Raw genomic sequence first — 20,080 nt, 5'->3', positions numbered from 1 at the left:
TCGATCGCGGCCCCCGCCCGTCGTCGAAAGCGCTGTGAGACCCATGGCCGATCTGGCCTTCCTCGCGCTGACCGTGGCCTTCTTCGCCACCGTCGCGCTGCTCGCCCGCCGGGCGGACCGATCATGAGCGGCCTCGACATCACCGGCCTGGTCGTGGCCGGCGCGCTCCTGGTGTACCTGGTGGTCCAGCTGCTGCGCTCGGACAAGGTCCGATGAGCGCCACGTGGACCGCGATCGGCCAGATCGGGATCGTCGTCCTGGTCCTCGCCGTCGTGCACCGGCCCCTCGGTGACCACATGTTCCGGGTCCTGACCTCGCCGAGGCACCTCGCCGTGGAGCGGGTCGGGTACCGGGTGATGCGGGTCGACCCGGACGCCGAGCAGCGCTGGAGCACCTACCTGCTGTCCGTGCTCGGCTTCTCGCTGGCCTCCGTCCTGGTCCTCTTCGGCCTCGGCCGGCTGCAGGACAGGCTGCCGCTCGACATCGGGATGGCACCGCTCGACCCGGCCGGCGCGTGGAACACCGCGGTCTCGTTCGTCACCAACACCAACTGGCAGTGGTACTCGGGTGAGGCGGCCGCCGGGCACCTGTTCCAGATGGCCGGGCTCGCGGTGCAGAACTTCGTGTCCGCCGCGGTCGGCATCGCCGTCGTCGCGGCGCTCGCCCGCGGGTTCGCGCGGCACGGGACGGACTCGCGCGTCGGCAACTTCTGGGCGGACCTCGTCCGGGTGACCGTCCGGGTGCTGCTGCCGCTCGCGTTCGTCGCGGCTCTCGTGCTCGTCGCGGGCGGCGTGATCCAGAACCTGAGCGCCCACGCCGAGATCGGCACGCTCGCCGGCGGCACGCAGTCGGTGCTCGGAGGGCCGGTCGCCTCGCAGGAGGCCATCAAGGAGCTCGGCACCAACGGCGGCGGCTTCTTCAACGCCAACTCCGCGCACCCGTTCGAGAACCCGACCCCGTGGACCAACGCCCTCGAGGTCGTCCTGCTGCTGCTCATCCCGTTCAGCCTGCCCCGCACGTTCGGCCGGATGGTCGGGGACCGTCGGCAAGGCTGGGCGATCCTCGCCGCGATGTCGACCCTGTGGGTCGCCGCCGTCGGCCTGCTCACCTGGGCCGAGCTGGCCGGACCCGGACTGGTCCCCGCCGCCGCCGGGGGCGCGATGGAGGGCAAGGAGGTCCGCTTCGGCGAGGCCGCGTCCGCGCTGTTCGCCGCCTCCACGACCATGACGTCGACCGGGGCAGTCAACTCCATGCACGACTCGCTCACGGCACCGGGCGGCGGGGTCGCGCTCGTGGGGATGCTGCTCGGCGAGGTGTCGCCGGGCGGCGTAGGCAGCGGGCTCTACGGGATGGTCGTGCTGATCATCGTGGCGGTGTTCCTCGCCGGACTCATGGTCGGACGGACGCCGGAGTACCTGGGCAAGAAGATCGGTCGGCAGGAGATCACGCTCGTCGCGCTCTACGTGCTGACCATGCCCGCGGTCGTCCTCATCGGCTCCGCGATCGCCATCTCGGTGCCCGCAGGCCTGGCCGGTCAGCTTCAGGGTGGCCCCCACGGCCTCTCGGAGATCGTCTACGCCTTCGCGTCCGCCGGGAACAACAACGGCTCCGCGTTCGGCGGGCTGACCACGGGCACGCCGTTCTACAACACCCTGCTGGGCCTCGCGATGCTCGTCGGCCGGTTCGTGCCGATCGCGCTCGTGCTGGCGCTGGCCGGCCGGCTCGCCAGTCAGCGGAAGGTGCCCGAGGGCGCCGGCACCCTGCCCACCCACACGCCGCTGTTCGTCGGCCTCCTGGTGACCGTGACCCTCGTGGTCGTCGGCCTCACGTTCGTCCCCGTCCTGTCCCTCGGTCCCGTCGTGGAGTCCCTGTCATGAGCACCACCCTTCTCGAGAAGCCGCGCACCGTCGCCGCGGCCCCGACGACCTTGTCCCCGGGGCAGCTCGCCACAGCCCTGCCCGGCGCCCTGCGGGGGCTGGATCCCCGACGGCTCTGGGACTCGCCGGTCATGTTCGTCGTGGAGGTCGGCGCGGCGTTCACCACGGTGCTCGCGGTGGTCGAGCCGAGCGCGTTCGCCTGGTCGATCACCGTCTGGCTGTGGCTCACGGTCCTGTTCGCCACGCTCGCGGAGTCGGTGGCGGAGGGCCGGGGGAAGGCGCAGGCCGCGAGCCTGCGTGCGACGCAGCGGGAGACGACGGCCCGCAAGGTCGTCGGCCCCGACACCGTCGAGGTGGCCTCGTCGTCGCTGCGGGTCGGTGACGTCGTGGTCGTCGTCGCGGGGGAGACCATCCCCGGCGACGGTGACGTGATCGAGGGTGTCGCGAGCGTCGACGAGTCCGCGATCACGGGGGAGTCCGCGCCGGTCATCCGCGAGTCCGGAGGGGATCGGTCGGCGGTCACCGGGGGAACGGTCGTCCTGTCGGACCGGATCGTCGTGCGGATCACGGCACCGGCCGGCCACACCTTCGTCGACCGCATGATCGCGCTGGTCGAGGGTTCGGAGCGGCAGAAGACACCGAACGAGGTCGCGCTCAACGTCCTGCTCACCACGCTCACGATCATCTTCCTGCTCGCCGTGGTCACCCTGCAGCCGTTCGCCGTCTACTCGGGCGCCCGACAGCCACTCATCGTGCTGGTCGCACTCCTGGTCTGTCTGATCCCGACCACCATCGGCGCCCTGCTGTCCGCGATCGGCATCGCGGGCATGGACCGACTGGTACGCCGCAACGTGCTCGCGATGTCCGGCCGTGCGGTCGAGGCCGCGGGCGACGTGGACGTGCTGCTGCTCGACAAGACCGGCACCATCACGCTCGGCAATCGCCAGGCGGCGGACCTGCTCCCGGCTGCGGGGGTGGACCCTGCGCTCCTCGCGGACGCTGCGCAGCTGTCCTCGATGGCCGACGAGACCCCCGAGGGTCGTTCGGTCCTGGTGCTGGTCAAGGAGCGGTTCGGGCTGCGCGAGCGGCACGACCTGGCCGGTGCGGAGCTCGTGCCGTTCGCCGCGCGGACCCGGATGAGCGGCGTCGACCTGCCCGGACGGTCGGTGCGCAAGGGGGCCGCAGCGGCGGTCATCCGCTGGGTCCGGTCCACGGGCGGTCACGCGGGTGACGACGTCGCGGCGACGGTCGACGCGATCTCCGCGTCGGGCGGCACCCCGCTCGTCGTCGCCGAGCAGCTCGACGCCGGTCCGGCGCGCGTCCTCGGGGTCATCCACCTGAAGGACGTCGTGAAGGAGGGCATGCGCGAGCGGTTCGACGCGCTGCGCGCGATGGGCATCCGGACCGTCATGGTCACCGGCGACAACCCGCTGACGGCCCGGGCGATCGGGCTCGAGGCGGGTGTGGACGACGTGCTCGCCGAGGCGACCCCTGAGGACAAGCTCGCCCTCATCCGGCGCGAGCAGGAGGGCGGACGTCTCGTCGCGATGGCCGGCGACGGCACCAACGACGCCCCGGCACTCGCCCAGGCCGACGTCGGCGTCGCGATGAACACCGGGACGACCGCCGCGAAGGAGGCCGGCAACATGGTCGACCTCGACTCGAACCCGACCAAGCTGCTGGAGATCGTCGAGATCGGCAAGCAGCTGCTCATCACGCGCGGGGCCCTGACGACGTTCTCGGTGGCGAACGACGTCGCCAAGTACTTCGCGATCCTGCCGGCGATGTTCGTCGTCGCGTTCCCGCAGCTGGGCGTCCTGAACGTCATGCACCTGACCAGCCCGCAGTCGGCCATCCTCTCGGCCGTCGTCTTCAACGCGCTGGTCATCGTGGCGCTCCTTCCGCTCGCCCTCCGCGGAGTCCGGTACACACCGTCGTCGGCCAGCGCCCTCCTGCGCCGCAACCTCCTGGTCTACGGGCTCGGCGGCGTGATCGCCCCGTTCCTCGGGATCAAGCTCATCGACCTGCTCGTCACTGCCCTGGGGATGTCCTGATGACGACCGCACGCCAGCACTACCCGTCCGGATCCGACACCGTCGCCTTCGCGCGCCAGACCTGGGCTGGGCTGCGCGTGCTGCTCGTGCTCACGGTCCTGCTCGGGTTCGTCTACCCCCTCGCGGTCACGGGCATCGCGCAGGTCGCGTTCCCGTGGCAGGCGAACGGGTCGCTCGTCGCGTCGACGGGGGAGCGCGTGACGACGCGTGACGACGCCGTGGGCTCGCTGCTGATCGGCCAGGCGGTCGACGGCCCGGAGTGGTTCCACCCCCGCCCGTCGGCTGCCGGCGACGGGTACGACACCCTCGCGTCCGCCGGGTCCAACCTGGGCCCCGTCAACGCCGACCTCCTCGCTGCCGTCGAGGAACGACGTACCGCCGTGGCCGACGCGGAGGGCGTCGAACCCGCCGTCGTGCCGGTGGACGCACTGACCGCGTCGGCGTCCGGCCTGGACCCCGACATCTCGCCGGAGTACGCGCGGCTCCAGGTCGCCCGCGTCGCACGGGAGCGAGGTCTGTCGCAGGACGAGGTCCAGGCGCTCGTCGACGATGTCACTGTCGGTCGCGACCTCGGCGTCCTCGGTGAGCCGCGGGTGAACGTGCTCCGCCTGAACCTCGCACTGCAGACAATGGACTCATGAACCCAGCCGACGAGCTCCCCAGGCGCGGTCGGCTCACCGTCTACCTCGGCGCCGCCCCCGGCGTCGGGAAGACGTACGCGATGCTCGACGAGGCCCACCGCCGCCTGTCCCGTGGGACGGACGTGGTGGTGGGTCTCGTCGAGGACCACGGCCGGCTCGCGACGGCGGCGCTGCTCGAGGGGCTCGAGGTCCTGCCGCGACGGGCGATCGAGCACCGCGGCAGCGAGTTCACGGAGCTGGACGTGCCCGCCGTGCTCGCCCGGGCACCGCAGGTGGCGATGATCGACGAGCTCGCGCACACCAACGTGCCCGGCAGCGTGCACGCCAAGCGCTGGCAGGACGTGCACGACCTCCTCGCGGCGGGCATCGACGTGGTGACGACCGTGAACGTGCAGCACCTGGAGTCGCTGAACGACGACGTCGAGGCGATCACGGGCGTCAAGCAGCGCGAGACGGTGCCGGACCACGTGGTGCGCGACGCGGACCAGATCCAGCTCGTCGACCTCGCGCCGGAGGCCCTCCGACGTCGGCTCGCGCACGGCAACGTGTACCGGTCCGAGCAGATCGACGCCTCCCTGGCGCAGTACTTCCGGGTCGGGAACCTGACCGCCCTGCGCGAGCTCGCCTTGTTGTGGCTGGCGGACCGGGTCGACGACGCGCTCACCACCTACCGGCGCGACCACCGGATCGAGTCGCCGTGGCCCGCGCGCGAGCGCGTGGTCGTCGCGGTCACCGGCGGGCCGGAGGGGGACACGCTGCTCCGGCGTGGAGCGCGGATCGCCCAGCGTGCCGCGGGGTCGGAGCTCCAGGCCGTGCACGTGCTTGCCACGGACGGGCTGCCGAGTGCCCCGCCCGCGCGGATCGCGGAACAGCGCGCGCTGGTCGAGTCGCTCGGGGGCACGTTCCACACGGTCGTGGGAGAAAACGTCCCGAGCGCCGTCGTGGACTTCGCGCGCGGGGTGAACGCCACGATGATCGTCGTCGGGGTGTCCCGCCGCAGTCGCTGGCAGGAGGCGGTCCGCGAGAGCAACGGGACCGAGATCGCCCGCCTCGCCGGCATGATCGACGTCCACCTGGTGACCCACGAGCGCGCCCGGGCCGGACGTCGTCGGACCGGCCGCGGCTCCGCGTTGTCCGGACCTCGGCGGACCGCCGGCTGGGTGGTCGCCCTGCTCGGGCCCATCCTGCTCACCCTTCTGCTCTCGGTGATGGGCGACCTCGTCAGCCTGCCCACCGACCTCATGCTCTTCCTCGCGCTCACCGTCCTGGTCGCGCTCGTCGGCGGTCTCTGGCCCGCCATCGTCAGCGCGCTCGTCGGCTTCCTGCTGCTCAACTGGTTCTTCACGCTCCCCACCGGACAGCTCACCGTCGCCGAACCCGAGAACGCGCTCGCGCTCGGGGTGTTCCTGCTGGTGGCGGCGGGGGTCGCCTCCGTGGTGGACCTGGCCGCCCGGCGGACGACCGAGGCGTTCCGGGCGCGAGCCGAGGCCTCGGCTCTGGCCGCCATCTCCCGGTCGGTCCTGTCGGGCGAGGACACCGCCGCCGCGCTGGTCGCCCGGCTGCGGGAGACGTTCACGCTCGAGGCGGTCTCGCTGCTGGCGAGGCGCGGGAGCGGGTGGGACGTCCTGGCGACGGACGGCACCGACCCCGCGCTGAGCCCAGAAGCCGCCCAGGTCGTGCTCGTGGTCGACGACGAGCGGGTGCTCGCGCTCACGGGTCGGGTGCTCCCCGCGAGCGACCGCCGCGTGCTGGAGGCGTTCGCGTCGCAGGTCGGGATCGTGCTGGAGCAGGAGCGGCTGCGTGCCCAGGCCGAGCAGGCGCGGGTCCTCGGCGAGGCTGACGCCACCCGCACCGCTCTGCTGGCCGCCGTCTCGCACGATCTCCGCACCCCGCTGGCGACCATCCGGGCCTCGGTCGACGGGCTGACGTCCACGGACCTCGACCTCGACGACGCCGACCGGGCGGCCCTCGTCGGGACGCTGGAGGAGTCCACCGCGCGCCTGGAGCGGCTCATCGACAACCTGCTCGACCTGTCCCGGCTGCAGACCGGTAGCGTCCGACCCGTGCTGCGGGCGACGAGTCTCGACGAGATCGTGCCCTTCGCGATCGAGGGCTACCCACCGGGCGCGGTGGTGCTGGAGGTGCCGGACGACCTGCCTCTCGTGCACACCGACCCGGGCCTCCTCGAGCGCGTCATCGCCAACCTGGTGTCCAACGCCGTGCGGCACGCGAGGCCCGGGAGCCCCGTCCTGGTCGCATCGGCGGTCGTCGGCAACGACGTCGTCGTCCGGGTGGTCGACGACGGACCCGGCGTCCCGGACCACGTCAAGGAGCACATGTTCGCCGCGTTCCAGCGGCTGGGCGACACCAGCGGCACGGGTCTCGGCCTCGGGCTGGCGGTCGCGGACGGGCTCGCGACCGCCGTCGGCGCCGAGCTCAGCGTCGAGGACACCCCCGGCGGCGGTCTCACGATGCTGGTGACCGTCCCGCTCGCGGAGACGGCAGCCTGATGGCCGGCAACAAGATCCTCGTGGTCGACGACGAGCCCGGCCTCGCACACGCTCTGTCGATCACGCTGCGCGCCACCGGCTGGGACGTGACGACAGCGGCGGACGGGGCGTCGGCGATCTCGGCGGCGGCGTCGCACACCCCCGACGTCGTCCTGCTCGACCTCGGCCTGCCGGACATGAGCGGGCTCGACGTCATCACCGCGATCCGCGGGTGGAGCCATGTGCCGATCGTGGTCCTGTCCGCCCGGCAGCACGGGGAGGACAAGGTCGACGCCCTCGACGCGGGGGCCGACGACTACGTGACCAAGCCCTTCGCCATGAACGAGCTTCTCGCCCGGCTGCGTGCCGCGGTCCGGCGGTCGTCGATCCCGTCCGACACCGAGGACGCGGTCGTCACCGCGGGAGCGCTGACCGTCGACCTGGCCCGCCGGCGCGTCCTCCGGGACGGGGTCGAGGTGCGGCTGAGCCCGACGGAGTGGTCGATGCTCGAGGTCCTGGTCCGCAACCGCGGCCGGCTCGTCGGCCGGGTCCAGCTGCTCCAGGAGGTCTGGGGCCCGGGGTACTCCGACGAGACCCACTACCTGCGCGTGTACTCGGCCCTGCTCCGCCGCAAGCTCGAGGAGGACCCGGCCCACCCGCGGCACATCATCACGCAGCCGGGCATGGGGTACATCTTCGAGCCGTGACCGGCCGGGCCGGGCCCTCGAGGCCTCGAGCGACGAGGAGGATGGCGGCGTGACCACCGATCACGCGTGCTGCGCTCCCGGGGCCGCCCACGACCCGGCACCCCTGACGCTCGGAGCTCCCACGCTCGCGCGGGACGCGGCGGCGTCCCTCCGCGCTTCCGTCGTCGCCGACCTGGTCGACGTCCCCGGCGGCGAGTTCGTCATGGGTCACGACGGGCCTGACGGCTATCCGTCCGACGGCGAGGGTCCGGCGCACGTCGTCACGCTCCGACCGTTCCGGATGATGCGGACGGCGGTGACGAACGCCCAGTTCGCCGGCTTCGTCGAGGCGACGGGGTACCGCACCGAGGCCGAGGTCTTCGGGTGGTCGTTCGTCTTCGCAGGCCTGCTGCCCGACGACTTCCCGCCGACCCGTGCTGCGGTCGGGACGCCGTGGTGGCGTCAGGTCGAGGGTGCGCACTGGCGGCGTCCCGAGGGGCCGCACTCCGACGTCGTCGACCGGGCCGACCATCCCGTCGTCCACGTGAGCTGGTCGGACGCCTCTGCCTTCGCCTCGTGGGCAGGGCTCCGGCTGCCGACCGAGGGCGAGTGGGAGCGCGCGGCGCGGGGCGGTCGTGCCGGTGCGCACTACCCGTGGGGCCACGAGCGGGAGCCCGGTGGCGAGCACCGGATGAACGTGTGGCAGGGGGAGTTCCCGACGCGGAACACCCTCGAGGACGGCTACCTGGGCACGGCACCGGCGGACGCGTTCGCGCCCAACGACCTCGGCCTGCACAACACCACGGGCAACGTGTGGGAGTGGTGCCAGGACTGGTTCGCCCCGGACGCCTACGCGTCGTCGGCCGACGTCGACCCGACGGGTCCGGCCCAGGGCTCGGCGCGGGTCATGCGAGGCGGGTCGTACCTCTGCCACGAGTCGTACTGCTTCCGCTACCGGGTGGACTCGCGCAGCTCGAGCACGCCCGACTCCTCGGCCGGCAACATCGGGTTCCGGTGCGCCGCCGCCGCGGCTTCATGCGATGTTGGTGATGTCGCACCTCCGGCCCGTCCCTAGCGTCGAGGGGACGGGCAGTCTGCCCGGATCCGGACGGAGGACCCGATGCGCCCCGACAGCCACGCACGCACCATGCTGCCGATCCCGGACCGACCGGCGCCGACGCTGACGACGTACGACGCGAAGGACCCGGACACGGCGTTCCCGCCGATCGAGCCCCTCCTCCCTCCGCCGGGCGCTCCGAACGTCGTCGTCGTCCTGCTCGACGACGTGGGCTTCGGCGCGTCGAGCGCGTTCGGCGGCCCGTGCAGCACGCCGACGGCGGAACGCCTGGCGAGCGGTGGCCTGCGCTTCAACCGCTTCCACACGACGGCCCTGTGTGCTCCGACGCGGCAGGCGCTGCTCACCGGCCGCAACCACCACTCGGTGGGCATGGGCAGCATCACCGAGACGGCGACCTCGGCGCCCGGGAACAGCTCCGTGCGCCCGAACACGAAGGCGCCGCTCGCGATGACCCTCAAGCTCAACGGGTACTCGACCGCGCAGTTCGGCAAGTGCCACGAGGTGCCCGTCTGGCAGTCGTCGCCCATGGGGCCGTTCGACGCCTGGCCCTCGGGCGGCGGGGGGTTCGAGACCTTCTACGGCTTCATCGGTGGCGAGAACAACCAGTGGGACCCGGCGCTGTACGAGGGCACGACGCCGGTCGATCCGCCCGCGACGGCCGAGGAGGGCTACCACCTCACCGAGGACCTGGCCGACCGGGCGGTGGGCTGGATCCGGCAGCAGAAGGCCCTCATGCCCGACAAGCCGTTCTTCGTCTACTTCGCACCGGGTGCCACGCACGCCCCGCACCACGTGCCCAAGGAGTGGGCGGACAAGTACGCGGGTGCCTTCGACGACGGGTGGGACGCGCAGCGTGAGCGGACGTTCGCCCGGCAGAAGGAGCTCGGGGTGATCCCGCCGGACGCGGAGCTCACAGCCCGGCACGACGAGATCCCGTCCTGGGACGACATGCCCGACGAGCTCAAGCCCGTGCTGGCCCGCCAGATGGAGGTCTACGCCGGGTTCCTCGAGCACGTCGACCACCACGTCGGCCGGATCGTCGACACCCTGGACGACCTCGGGATCCTCGACGACACGCTCGTCTACTACATCGTCGGCGACAACGGCGCATCGGCGGAGGGGACGCTCAACGGCGCGTTCAACGAGATGGCGAACTTCAACGGCATGGCTGCCCTGGAGACGCCCGAGTTCCTGGCCGGAAAGCTCGACGAGCTGGGGTCGCCGTCCTCGTACAACCACTACGCGGTGGGGTGGGCCTGGGCGATGAGCTCGCCCCTGCAGTGGACCAAGCAGATCGCGTCGCACTGGGGCGGCACCCGCAACGGGACGATCGTGCACTGGCCCGGCGGCATCGCCGAGAAGGGCGGGCTGCGCTCCCAGTTCACGCACGTCATCGACGTGGCCCCGACGGTCCTGGAGGCCGCCGGGCTGCCCGAGCCGGCGATGGTCAACGGCGTGCAGCAGTCGCCCATGGAGGGCACGAGCATGCTGTACACGTTCGACCAGCCCGACAGCCCGGAGCGCCACGACCTGCAGTACTTCGAGATGTTCGGCAACCGTGGGATCTACCACCGCGGGTGGAGCGCGGTCACCAAGCACCGCACGCCCTGGATCATGGTCGGCGGCACGATTCCGGCGTTCGACGACGACGTGTGGGAGCTCTACGACGGCTCGGTCGACTTCAGCCAGGCCCACGACCTGGCCGCCGACCGCCCCGATCTGCTCGCGAAGCTCCAGCGCCTCTGGCTGATCGAGGCGACGAAGTACAACGTGCTGCCCATCGACGACCGCACGTCCGAGCGGCTGGAACCGTCGATGGCCGGGCGGCCGACGCTCCTGCGCGGCACGTCCCAGCTCTTCTTCGCCGGCATGGGCCGGCTCTCGGAGAACAGCGTCGTGAGCATGAAGAACCGCTCCTACTCGATCACGGCCGAGGTCGACCTCCCCGAGTCCGGCGTGCACGGGGTGCTCATCGCGCAGGGTGGGCGGTTCGGCGGCTGGAGCGTGTGGGTCGACCGGGGTCGCCTGACCTACACGTACAACGTCCTGGGGATCCAGGAGTTCACCGTCACCGCTGACGAACCGGTGCCCGCCGGCACGCACCAGCTGCGCATGGAGTTCGCGTACGACGGCGGCGGACTGGCCAAGGGCGGCGACGTGACGCTCTACCACGACGGGAGGGCCGTCGGTTCGGGGCGGGTGGGGGCGACGCAGCCGATGGTCTTCTCCGCCGACGAGACGACCGACATCGGGTACGAGTCCGGCACCTCCGTGAGCTCGGGCTACGACGCCCGGACCAGCCGCTTCACGGGCAAGATCCGCTGGGTCCAGCTGGATGTCGGCACCGACGACCACGACCACTTCATCGACCCCCAGGAACGGCTGCGCATCGCGATGGCTCGGCAGTAGCGCTCTCCGGGCTACGAGCGTGCTGCGCGGCGTCGTCCGCCGCCGACCACCCCGCGCGGGGCGGGCGTCACGCCGGGCACGACGCGGGGGTCGCGGACTCGACGACCGCCCGCGAGGCCCGGACGTCCGCCGGCTCGCTGGCACGCGACCGCGTCGAGACGACCAGCCCGACCGCCGCGACCGCCACGACCAGCGCGGCGGGCACCGGCAGTGCGGCCGGCGTGGACCGCTCGACGACGAGACTGCCGACCGCGGCCCCCACGGCGATCCCGAGGTTGAAGACCACCGGGATGACGCCGCCGGCCGTGCCCCGGTGCTCCGGTCCGGCGACCCGCATGATGAGCGTCTGGGCCAGCGGCGGGAGCGTGCCCGACGTGAGACCCCACGCCACGAGCACCACGAGGCCGGTCACCGGGTGGCCGTCGACGACGGTCAGGGCGAGCAGCGACACCGCCACGAGGATCGTCGCCGCGACGAGCGCCGTCGCGGTCCAGCCGTCCCGCACCCGGCCGACGAGGGCGAGTCCGACGGCCGACGACGCCCCGAACACCAGGAGCGCCCCGCTCACGCCACCGGGCAGCCCAGCGGCGGCGTCGGCCGCGAGCCGCGTGACGAAGGTGAACGCCGCGAAGTGCCCGACGAGCACGAGACCCACCAGACCGGCGACCACGAGCACCGGTCGCAACTGCCCGCCAGGGGCCGCGACGCGCTCGTCGGCGGACCCGGGCACGACTTTGCGCGCCACGACCGCCCGCACCAGCGCCGCCGCCACGCCGCCGAGCACGGCGAGCGTCCCGAACGCCACGCGCCAGTCCCAACCCTGGGCGACGAAGCTCGCGAGCGGGACCCCGATGACGGTGCCGAGGGTCGCCCCGCCGAGCACCACAGAGACACCTGTGGCGAGGGAGTGCGAGGGCACGAGATCGGCGACGTGCGCGTTGACGGTCGCCCAGAGCAGCCCGCACACGGCGGCACCGAGCAGCCGGCTGGCGACCGCCACCTCGTAGGTGGGCGCGACGGCGGTGAGCGCGGACGCGGCGGCGAAGACCGCGAGCGCCCCAGCGACGACCGCGCGTCTGTCCCACCGGCGGGTGAGCCGGACCAGGGGGAACGTCGCGACGACGACGGTCAGGGCCCACAGCGAGACGAGCAGGCCCGTGCGGGCCTGCGTGACGCCGAGGTCGGCGCTCATCTGCGGCAGGACGGCCGTGGGGAGCATCTCGCCGGTGACCATGACGAACGTCGCACCGCCGAGGACGACGAGGCTGGGCCACGGCAGCGTCGTCGAGGTGGTGGTCGGAGGTGGCGACGTCGGTTCGAGGTCCATGTGAGCGACGCTAGACTTTGACATCAGTGTGAAGGTCAAGCGGACCGGAGGACCGTCGTGAAGATCGGTGAGCTCTCCCGCCGCACCGGGGTCTCCACCCGACTGCTGCGGTACTACGAGGAGCAGGGCCTCATCTCGCCGGCCCGCACCACGAACACGTACCGCACCTATGACGATCGGGACGTCGCCCGCGTCGAGCAGGTCGTCGGCCTGGTCCGCGCCGGCGTGCCGACCCGGCTGGCCAGGGTGCTGCTCGACCTCGAGGACACCCGGGCCGACGGGCTCGCCGCGTCGTGCACCCGACAGGTTGCCCAGATGCTCGCCGAGGAGCTCACTGGGCTCGACGAGCGGATCGCCTGCCTGACCAGGAGCCGCCGCACCCTGTGCGAGTACCTCCAGCGGACCGAGCACGCGACCGCCGTTCTGGAGGGCGCCCACGCTCCCGCGCTCAGTTCGGCGCCGCCTCACTGACGGCTGCGGCCAGGCGGGCCACCGCCTCGTCCAGCCGCGCGTCGACCAGGTTGCCGTACCCGACGACGAGCGCCGGGGGGCGGGCCGAGGTCCCGACGCGATAGCGACCTGCCGGAACCACGCGCACGTCGCGTCGCGCAGCCAGCCGGGCCACGCGGTCCTCGTCGACTCCGGGCGGCAGCCCCAGCACGACGTGCAGTCCCGCGGCGAGCCCCGTCACGGGCAGGCCCGGCAGCCATCGCTCGAGCGCGGCGAGCAGAGCCGCCCGTCGGCGCCGGTACCGAGCGCGGGCCGAACGCAGGTGCCGGTCGTAACCCCCGTCGGTGAGCAGTGCCGCGCAGGCGAGCTGGTGCAGCGACGGGGGAGCGCTCGCGTCGACGTCGAGCCCCGCGCGCGCGGCGGGGACGTCGTCAGGAGGGACCAGCCACCCGATGCCGAGCCCCGGGGCGAGCGTCTTGCTCCACGAGCCCACCAGTGCGACGCGGTCGGGCGCGAGCGCGCGCAGGGCCGCCACGGGGCGGCGGTCGTAGCGGAACTCGGCGTCGTAGTCGTCCTCGATGATCACTCCGTCGACGGAGCGGGCCCATCGGACGAGCGCCTCGCGCCGCGCCGGGACGAGCGCGGCGCCGACCGGGAACTGGTGCGAGGGCGTCACCAGCGCGGTACGAGCTCCGGTGCGTTCGGCCGCCTCCACGAGCGCACGGGAGTCCACGCCGCTCTCGTCGACCGGTACCGGCACCGGATGCAGGCCGGCAGCCGCGGCGACGTCGCGCAGCCGCGGCCAGCTCGGGTCCTCGACGAGCACGGAGTCGTGGCCCGCGGCACGCAGCGACCGCGCCAGGCGCGTCATGCCGTCCGCAGCGCCGTGCGTCACGACGACGGCGTCCGCATCGACGAGCACCGCACGCGTCACGGCCAGCCGATCGGCCAGCGCCTGCCGCAGCGAGGGCACGCCGCGAGGGTCCGGCGCGACGAGGTCGCCGGCGGTCGCGGACGCCACGGCCGTGCGCACCGCCGAGACCCAGGCAGCGCGCGGCAGGTGGCGCAGGTCCGGCACACCCGGCCCGAGGTCGAACGCGGGCCGCGGACGGACCGCGCGATCAGGAGCTCGGGTGGGCGTGCGGGTGGGCCACGACGTGGACGCGACCCGGGTGCCCGCGCCCGTGCGGGCGTCCAGCACGCCCTCGGCCACGAGGCTCCCGTACGCCTGCGTCACCACCCAGCGCGAGACGCCCAGGTCGCGGGCCAGTGCTCTGCTCGGCGGCACCGGGTCGCCCGGGCGGAGTCGTCCCTCGCGGACCGCGGCGCGCAGTGCCTGCTCGAGCGCGACGTGCACCGGCTGGCCGCCCTCGATGGTGACGAGCGCGTCGCCGACCCACCGATTGGTCTGGTCGCCTGCCACAGGAATGGACCATAGTCCCGGTCCGCTGCAGGCCTAGCGTCGAACCTGTCACCAGAACGCACGAGGAGATCACCATGCAGCAGCGCACCATCGGCTCCGGCCCCACCTCCACCGACGTCAGCGTCCTGTGCCTCGGCACCATGCGCTTCGGCACGCACACCCCGCGCGAGGTGGCGTTCGACGTCCTCGACCGCTTCGTGGATGCCGGCGGCACGTTCCTCGACACCGCGAACAACTACAACGCCTGGGACGCGGGCGGCCACGGGCACGAGAGCGAGGACGTGATCGGCGCCTGGCTGGCCTCGCGGGGGCTGCGGGACCGCGTCCGCATCGCGACGAAGTGCGGCGCCGCCAAGAAGGACCCGGCGCTGCCGCTCTCGGGCACACCTCCGACGAACTACCAGGGTCTGAGCGCCGAGACCATCCACCGTGAGGCCGCCACGAGCCTGCGCCACCTGGGCGTCGACCGGCTCGACGTCCTCTACGGGCACGTGGACGACCGCGACACCGCGCTGGAGGAGACGGTCGGAGCATTCGGCAAGCTCGTGGCCGACGGGGTGGTCGGCGTGCCGGGCATCTCCAACGTCACGACGTGGCGCGTCGTCGAGGCACGCGAGACCGCCGCCCGCCTGGGCGTCGAGCCGTACGGCCTGGTCCAGCAGCAGGGCGGCTACGTCTACCCGAGCCCGACGCCGTTCCGGTCCAACTGGGTATCGGGCGACCTGCTCGACTACGCCGCGTCCACGGGGGTCGACGGCCGCCCGCCGCTCGCCGTGACCGTGTACTCGCCGCTCCACCAGGGTGCCTTCACGCGCGCCGACAAGCCGCTGTTCGGCGGCGCCGACCACCCGAGCAGCCGGCGTCGGGTCGAGGTGCTGCACGAGGTCGCGCGCGACGTCGGCGCCACGGCGAACCAGGTCGCGCTCGCGTGGCTGCTCGGTGGGTCGACGCCCGTCATCCCGATCGTCGGCGCCCACTCTGTCGCACAGCTCGACGAGTCGTTGGGCGCGCTCGACCTCGTGCTCGACGACGAGCTGCGCACCCGGCTCGACGAGGCCTGACGAGCGCGGCGCGCCCGTCTGCGCGCCGATGACCGTCCTGCTGCTGTGTGGTGCCCGCGAAAGGACTCGAACCTTCGAAGTGGCCTATGAACGGAGATGAACCGAGCGGACCGAATGCGCCTCTGACCTGCACCTTTGCGTACCTTTTGCGGGTGATAACGTGAACCCCGTTGAACCAGATTTCGCCGACTTCTGGCACGTATCTGGCACGCCGGAAAGGTTCAAAAGGTGTCTCGACGTGACTTCGGGTCGGTCCGGAAGCTTCCCAGCGGCCGCTACCAGGCCCGCTATCAGGTGCCCGGAGCCGAGCAGTCGATCACCGCGCCGGACACCTTCGGAACGAAGGCTCAAGCGACGGCGTGGCTCGCCAAGCAGCGCGTCCTCATCGGCGAGGGCAAGGTCAACCCGACCGCCGTCGTGACGACGTTTGGCGAGTTCGGCAGGCGTTGGCTCGAGCAGCGCGACCTCAAGGAGTCGACCCGAACGCTCTACACCCGGCAGTTCGTCAAGGCACTCGAGCCGACGTGGGGTGACGTCCGGTTGGTCGACATCAAGCCGGCGACCGTGAGCGAGTGGTACGGGACGCTCCTGCCCGATCGGCGCACAGAACGCGCTCACGTCTACGCGCTGTTCCGCACCATGCTGAATACCGCCTGGCGTCAGACGCTGATCGAGTCGAGCCCGTGCCGCGTCGAGGGTGCCGGATCAGTCGGCCGGCGTTCGAAGAACATCCGACCTGCCTCGCTGGCGGAGCTCGAGGCGCTCACCAAGGCGGTCGACGCCCAGTTCCAGCCGATGATCCTTCTCGGGGCCTGGTGCGCGCTCCGCTTCGGGGAGGTCACGGAGCTGCGGCGCGCCGACCTCGATCTCGATGCCGGGGTGGTCCGTGTCCGCAGGGGAGTGACCTGGCTGACCGGTGTGCCTGTGGTGGACACCCCGAAGACCGATGCCGGTGCACGCGACGTGGCCATCCCTCCCCATCTGCTGCCGCTTCTCGCGAAGCACATCCGTGAACGCGTCGGAGTACGGCCAGACGCGTTGCTCTTCCCGGATACGCGGAGCGTCAGCCTCCAGCTGTCCCCGCACCGCTTCCGCGGACCATTTGCGAGAGCCAAACTCGCTGCTGGGCGTCCGGATCTGTCGTTCCATGCGCTCAGACATACGGGTGCCGTGCTCGCAGCAGCTTCCGGCGCCACAGTCGCAGAGCTGATGGCGAGGCTCGGGCACACGACGCCAGCCATGGCAATGCGCTACCAGCACGCCGCGGCCGATCGCGACCGTGTTATCGCTTACGCATTGTCCCGCTTGGCTAGCGCCGATTCGTCCGACGATATGGCGCCCGAAACCTAAGTCCCCCACCCAGATGCGAGTCTCGTGTGACGGACGCGAGCCTCCTCGACATGCCTTCCCTTGTGGGCGGCTACTTCTCGGCACCTGCTGACGTACGTGCATGCAGGTCGGCCAAGCAGTCGGGCAGTCAGCAGCAGGCGATCTGGCCCCTACAGCGCAAACCTGCTAACAGTAAACCTGTCGACGGGTCGCGCTGGTCGGCTGCGTGACCCGCACTGACAGGTCGATCGTTGGTGGACCGATGATTCTCGTCCGGCCGGCACGAGGTGTGGACCTACGCGGTACACACCAAGACGCGCTATGGCGAGGTAGCGCTTGGTGCCTCGCGATTTGGCGCGCCAGCAGCGCGTGCAGGCGTCGGTCGCCAGCGACGAAAGGCGATGATTGCGAGCGCCGTAGGAATGGTTGCGAATGCCGCGCCATAGGCGAGTAACTCATACCAAGCCAACCCGTCGCTAGCCGTGAAGCGAAGCAATGTCACGCATGCGCAGACTGAAACGAGTGCTGTCCCGACGCTTGCGCGGACCAGTGCTGGGCGCCGATCTGGATGACCCGGCGCTGGCAGGCGCCGCGCGAGAACTAACACGATCATGCCCAGAATTGCGCCGAGAAGCGCGCCGGGCGGCACCAGGAGCACCATCGACAGCAAGATGACACCCATGGTCGATACCGCGTCGTCAACTCCCATGCTGAAGATCACGACGATGCCGGGTAGGAGGACCATCGCAGCCGGCACGACGGCCCCGGCGACGAGCCAATCGCGAAGTCTGACCATCGTCCCACTCTAGTTTGGAAGCGGAGCTGGACGGCCCGGCGTTGCGCCGGACCGTCCAGCTGAACCTAGATCCCGACGTTGAACCGGGTCGTGCACGCGGGCGCTACGTCCAGAAGGCAAGCGGCCGTGTAGAACGTGCTCGAGTAGGCGTGGTACCACTCGTTCCATCCCTCGACCGTGAACCAGATCTCGTGTCGCGGCATCGAGTCGTGGCTACCCCGGATAGTGGTCCCACCAGGGTTCAAGTGGAAGCCGATGTCCGCGTTGATTGCTGGAGCCGCGGCATGGAGCGGATTGCTGGCAGCGTTCGTGAATGCGAACTTGGCCGACGTGTTGGTGTGTGACGGGGCGCGAAGCGTGAGCTCGGAGGTGGACGCCGTTGCCGTCTGTTGGTGAACACAGTCCGTGCCGTTCGGCCAGCGGCAGGCGTACTTGTGCGACGTCCCCATCCACTCGGTGTAGGAGATGTTGTGAGCTGAACCGAAGTAGACAGTCGCGTCCTGCCGGTATCTGTAACTCCCGTTGGGGTCGAGCGATCGACCGTCACCCCCGAAGTACTGCCAGGGTCGGCCGAGCGATCCCGTGCTTCCGGGGGCCCACAGGATGGTCTCCGGAATAAACGCCTGATAGCGGAAGCGGATGGGTGCCCAATCGTCGCCTGGCGCGAAGGCCCTACCGCTGTCTCCGATGGCCGTGTCGTTCGCCCTGGCTGCGATGGCCTGCTGGACGAGCGAGCGCGACGCCGCACGATCCACATCTGGGGTCGATGCCGCGATCCCGTTAGCGCGCTCGGCACCCAGCATCGGATACTCCGTGGCAGGGAAGGTGACGCCGCCGACGTCGCGCACGACTGCATCACCTGCAGACCCCGGCTGCCCGCACGCCGTCGGGCTCTGGCTGAGAGTGACGAGGTTGTATTGATGTTGCAAAGTCGGGTCCAGGACATCGTCCGTGAACGTAGGCGCACATGTGATCGCCACTTCGGTGGTTGTGTTGTCAGGATCGGGCATCTCGCCGGTGATCGGGATGGCGGTGCGTGTGACAAGTCGCGGGAGGCCCGCGGCGCCGAGGAACACTATGGAGTTGTTGCTCGCCTGCGAGGTGGATGCGATGACTGCAGTCGGCCTGTCGGCCTCTGTGCGGTACTCGTTCACCTTGTACTGAAGTGTTCCGAGGTAGTCAAACGAACTTGATTCGGCGACGATCGCCACCGCGCTAGCAACGCCAGGCACGACGAGTGTTGTGGTGTTCGAAGAGGCCACAGGCTCGCCGTAGCCGTCATACGCGGTGTAGGTAGCTGCGCCCGGAACCGCGGTGTAACTGATCGAGAAGTCGTCTGCGCCCGTAGCGGTGTCGGTCACTCTCCATGCCGGCAAGGCAGGGAACACGCGTTGTGCGTCTTCAACGGCGGCCGCAAGAGTCTCCGTCGCGCCGACACCCGTGCTGCTCACGTCAGTGATCGGTTGTGCGAGTAGTCCGGCATACGTGACGGCAGAGGCTTGGCTCATCGGGACGGCGCCGAACTCCCGGGCAATCCGCGCGGCTGATGCCAGCGAGGCAGTGCTGCGTGACGGGGCGGCAACAATCTTCCGGACGCTAGCGCCCGCCCCGATGATCTGGGCGGCAACGTTGCGCTCGGCGCCGTTCAGGTCAGAGATGGGGATGTTCACCACACGGTTCACGGCTGACTCGCCGAGCGCGTCAGCTGCGGTCAGCGCCCCCTCACCCACGATGGTGACCTGCGTGTTCGCGGTGTCGTCGAGGATGGCAGAGACCTCGGTCCCACCGTCGGTTCCATCGAGAACGAGCAAGGCTGCGCCTGTGGCGACAGCCAGCGTCGTGGCGATCTCCACAGAGCCCGCGATCGTAGTGTTTCCGACGACTACGCGTTCGCGGCGCGAGGGTTCGGTAGCTGCGAGCGTCCAACCCGTCGGGGTCGAGGCGACGAGGTCGTCGTCGACCGTGTATGCCCCCGCGAGTGACTGGAGCAACGAAGGCGAGAAACTAGCGGGTCTGCCAACGAGCCTGATCGTGTCCGGAGCAAAAGGCGCGAGCTGCGCCAAGACAGCGCCTCCATCGCTGCCTGAGCTCGCCACGATCGCGATCGTGTTGGTCTGGGAGGCATTGGCGGCCGCCACGGCGTAGGCAAGCTCGTCCGCCGATGCAGCCAGGAACACCGACGCGGTACTAGCTGAGGGCAGCGCGCTGGCTGTGGCGCCGCTGGCTGCGCTTAACGTCGGTCCCCCAATCACTCGCGCAAGCGCGGGCGTCGAGATTGACGCACTTTGCACCAGCCCCGGGGGAGCCGCACTGGTTGCCTCACTTCCCGTCGCCGCCGAAGCTGCGCTGACAAGCAATGCGACACCCGCCGCGCTACTGCCTGCCCGCATCATCGCGGGCCATCGCTTTGTCCGATTGCTCACGCTTCCACCCTTCACTTGCCCGACCATTCGAGCGTCA

The 20,080-nt window shown here is 71.1% G+C and carries 15 protein-coding genes; 11 read left to right on the top strand and 4 right to left on the bottom strand.

Going from position 1 to position 20,080, the window contains the following annotated elements; all coding sequences use genetic code 11:
• Nucleotides 1–123 precede the first annotated feature (123 nt).
• From HP550_RS22910 to HP550_RS04675, 8 genes are read left to right on the top strand one after another with little or no spacing between them, the layout of a single operon-like run.
• Complete coding sequence (locus HP550_RS22910; RefSeq protein WP_175346430.1) at nt 124–216, top strand: potassium-transporting ATPase subunit F; 93 nt, start codon at nt 124–126, stop codon at nt 214–216.
• Entirely contained in the window at nt 213–1,877 is a 1,665-nt protein-coding gene (gene kdpA / locus HP550_RS04705; protein WP_175346429.1) for a potassium-transporting ATPase subunit KdpA, read from the top strand. The genes HP550_RS22910 and kdpA overlap by 4 nt, the downstream gene beginning before the upstream one ends.
• The gene (gene kdpB, locus HP550_RS04700; protein ID WP_175346428.1) at nt 1,874–3,931 is read left to right on the top strand and encodes a potassium-transporting ATPase subunit KdpB; all 2,058 of its coding nucleotides are present in this window, start codon (nt 1,874–1,876) and stop codon (nt 3,929–3,931) included. Before kdpA ends, kdpB begins: the two co-directional genes overlap by 4 nt.
• A complete protein-coding gene (gene kdpC / locus HP550_RS04695) occupies nt 3,931–4,572 on the top strand; it encodes a potassium-transporting ATPase subunit KdpC (RefSeq protein ID WP_175346427.1) in 642 nt (213 codons plus the stop codon). Before kdpB ends, kdpC begins: the two co-directional genes overlap by 1 nt.
• A complete protein-coding gene (locus HP550_RS04690; RefSeq protein ID WP_175346426.1) occupies nt 4,569–7,082 on the top strand; it encodes a DUF4118 domain-containing protein in 2,514 nt (837 codons plus the stop codon). The genes kdpC and HP550_RS04690 overlap by 4 nt, the downstream gene beginning before the upstream one ends.
• Nucleotides 7,082–7,768: a response regulator gene (locus HP550_RS04685; protein WP_175346425.1), complete on the top strand. Its 687-nt coding sequence runs from the start codon at nt 7,082–7,084 to the stop codon at nt 7,766–7,768. Before HP550_RS04690 ends, HP550_RS04685 begins: the two co-directional genes overlap by 1 nt.
• A 49-nt stretch (nt 7,769–7,817) precedes the next feature.
• Entirely contained in the window at nt 7,818–8,822 is a 1,005-nt protein-coding gene (locus HP550_RS04680) for an SUMF1/EgtB/PvdO family nonheme iron enzyme (protein ID WP_175346424.1), read from the top strand.
• 45 nt (nt 8,823–8,867) lie between these two features.
• Nucleotides 8,868–11,234 (top strand): arylsulfatase, encoded by a 2,367-nt coding sequence (locus HP550_RS04675; protein WP_175346423.1) that lies wholly within the window; start codon nt 8,868–8,870, stop codon nt 11,232–11,234.
• Nucleotides 11,235–11,301: 67 nt separating this feature from the next.
• Here HP550_RS04675 and HP550_RS04670 read toward each other — a convergent pair whose 3' ends face one another.
• Entirely contained in the window at nt 11,302–12,561 is a 1,260-nt protein-coding gene (locus tag HP550_RS04670) for an MFS transporter (RefSeq protein WP_175346422.1), read from the bottom strand.
• Nucleotides 12,562–12,618: 57 nt separating this feature from the next.
• Here HP550_RS04670 and HP550_RS04665 point away from each other — a divergent pair, with 57 nt between their 5' ends.
• The gene (locus HP550_RS04665) at nt 12,619–13,032 is read left to right on the top strand and encodes a MerR family transcriptional regulator (RefSeq protein ID WP_175346421.1); all 414 of its coding nucleotides are present in this window, start codon (nt 12,619–12,621) and stop codon (nt 13,030–13,032) included.
• Here HP550_RS04665 and pdxR read toward each other — a convergent pair.
• On the bottom strand, nt 13,010–14,434 hold the full coding sequence (gene pdxR, locus HP550_RS04660) for a MocR-like pyridoxine biosynthesis transcription factor PdxR (protein ID WP_175346420.1): 1,425 nt from the start codon (nt 14,432–14,434) through the stop codon (nt 13,010–13,012). The genes HP550_RS04665 and pdxR overlap by 23 nt on opposite strands.
• Before the next feature lie 74 nt (nt 14,435–14,508).
• On the opposite strand from pdxR, the gene HP550_RS04655 reads away from it, so the two are divergent.
• Nucleotides 14,509–15,495, top strand: coding sequence for an aldo/keto reductase (locus tag HP550_RS04655; protein WP_175346419.1), 987 nt, complete (start codon nt 14,509–14,511; stop codon nt 15,493–15,495).
• 228 nt (nt 15,496–15,723) lie between these two features.
• Nucleotides 15,724–16,845, top strand: a complete 1,122-nt coding sequence (locus tag HP550_RS04650) for a tyrosine-type recombinase/integrase (protein ID WP_175346418.1) — start codon at nt 15,724–15,726, stop codon at nt 16,843–16,845.
• 298 nt (nt 16,846–17,143) lie between these two features.
• Here HP550_RS04650 and HP550_RS04645 read toward each other — a convergent pair whose 3' ends face one another.
• Together HP550_RS04645 and HP550_RS04640 are read right to left on the bottom strand one after the other, a co-directional pair.
• Nucleotides 17,144–17,620, bottom strand: coding sequence for a hypothetical protein (locus HP550_RS04645; protein WP_175346417.1), 477 nt, complete (start codon nt 17,618–17,620; stop codon nt 17,144–17,146).
• 65 nt (nt 17,621–17,685) lie between these two features.
• Entirely contained in the window at nt 17,686–19,797 is a 2,112-nt protein-coding gene (locus HP550_RS04640) for a DUF3238 domain-containing protein (RefSeq protein ID WP_175346416.1), read from the bottom strand.
• Nucleotides 19,798–20,080 lie beyond the last annotated feature (283 nt).

Source organism: Cellulomonas humilata, from assembly GCF_013359775.1.
Lineage (GTDB): Bacteria > Actinomycetota > Actinomycetes > Actinomycetales > Cellulomonadaceae > Cellulomonas > Cellulomonas humilata.
Note: the sequence above shows the minus strand (reverse complement) of the source record. Positions and strands in the feature narration are given on the sequence as shown.

What these genes read in the sequence shown, in the direction of transcription:
- HP550_RS04645 (WP_175346417.1), bottom strand. Translation starts at nt 17,620, where the DNA reads ATGGTCAGACTTCGCGATTGGCTCGTCGCCGGGGCCGTCGTGCCGGCT.
- HP550_RS04675 (WP_175346423.1), top strand. Translation starts at nt 8,868, where the DNA reads ATGCGCCCCGACAGCCACGCACGCACCATGCTGCCGATCCCGGACCGA.
- HP550_RS04690 (WP_175346426.1), top strand. Translation starts at nt 4,569, where the DNA reads ATGAACCCAGCCGACGAGCTCCCCAGGCGCGGTCGGCTCACCGTCTAC.
- HP550_RS04670 (WP_175346422.1), bottom strand. Translation starts at nt 12,561, where the DNA reads ATGGACCTCGAACCGACGTCGCCACCTCCGACCACCACCTCGACGACG.
- kdpA (WP_175346429.1), top strand. Translation starts at nt 213, where the DNA reads ATGAGCGCCACGTGGACCGCGATCGGCCAGATCGGGATCGTCGTCCTG.
- HP550_RS22910 (WP_175346430.1), top strand. Translation starts at nt 124, where the DNA reads ATGAGCGGCCTCGACATCACCGGCCTGGTCGTGGCCGGCGCGCTCCTG.
- kdpB (WP_175346428.1), top strand. Translation starts at nt 1,874, where the DNA reads ATGAGCACCACCCTTCTCGAGAAGCCGCGCACCGTCGCCGCGGCCCCG.
- HP550_RS04655 (WP_175346419.1), top strand. Translation starts at nt 14,509, where the DNA reads ATGCAGCAGCGCACCATCGGCTCCGGCCCCACCTCCACCGACGTCAGC.
- HP550_RS04685 (WP_175346425.1), top strand. Translation starts at nt 7,082, where the DNA reads ATGGCCGGCAACAAGATCCTCGTGGTCGACGACGAGCCCGGCCTCGCA.
- kdpC (WP_175346427.1), top strand. Translation starts at nt 3,931, where the DNA reads ATGACGACCGCACGCCAGCACTACCCGTCCGGATCCGACACCGTCGCC.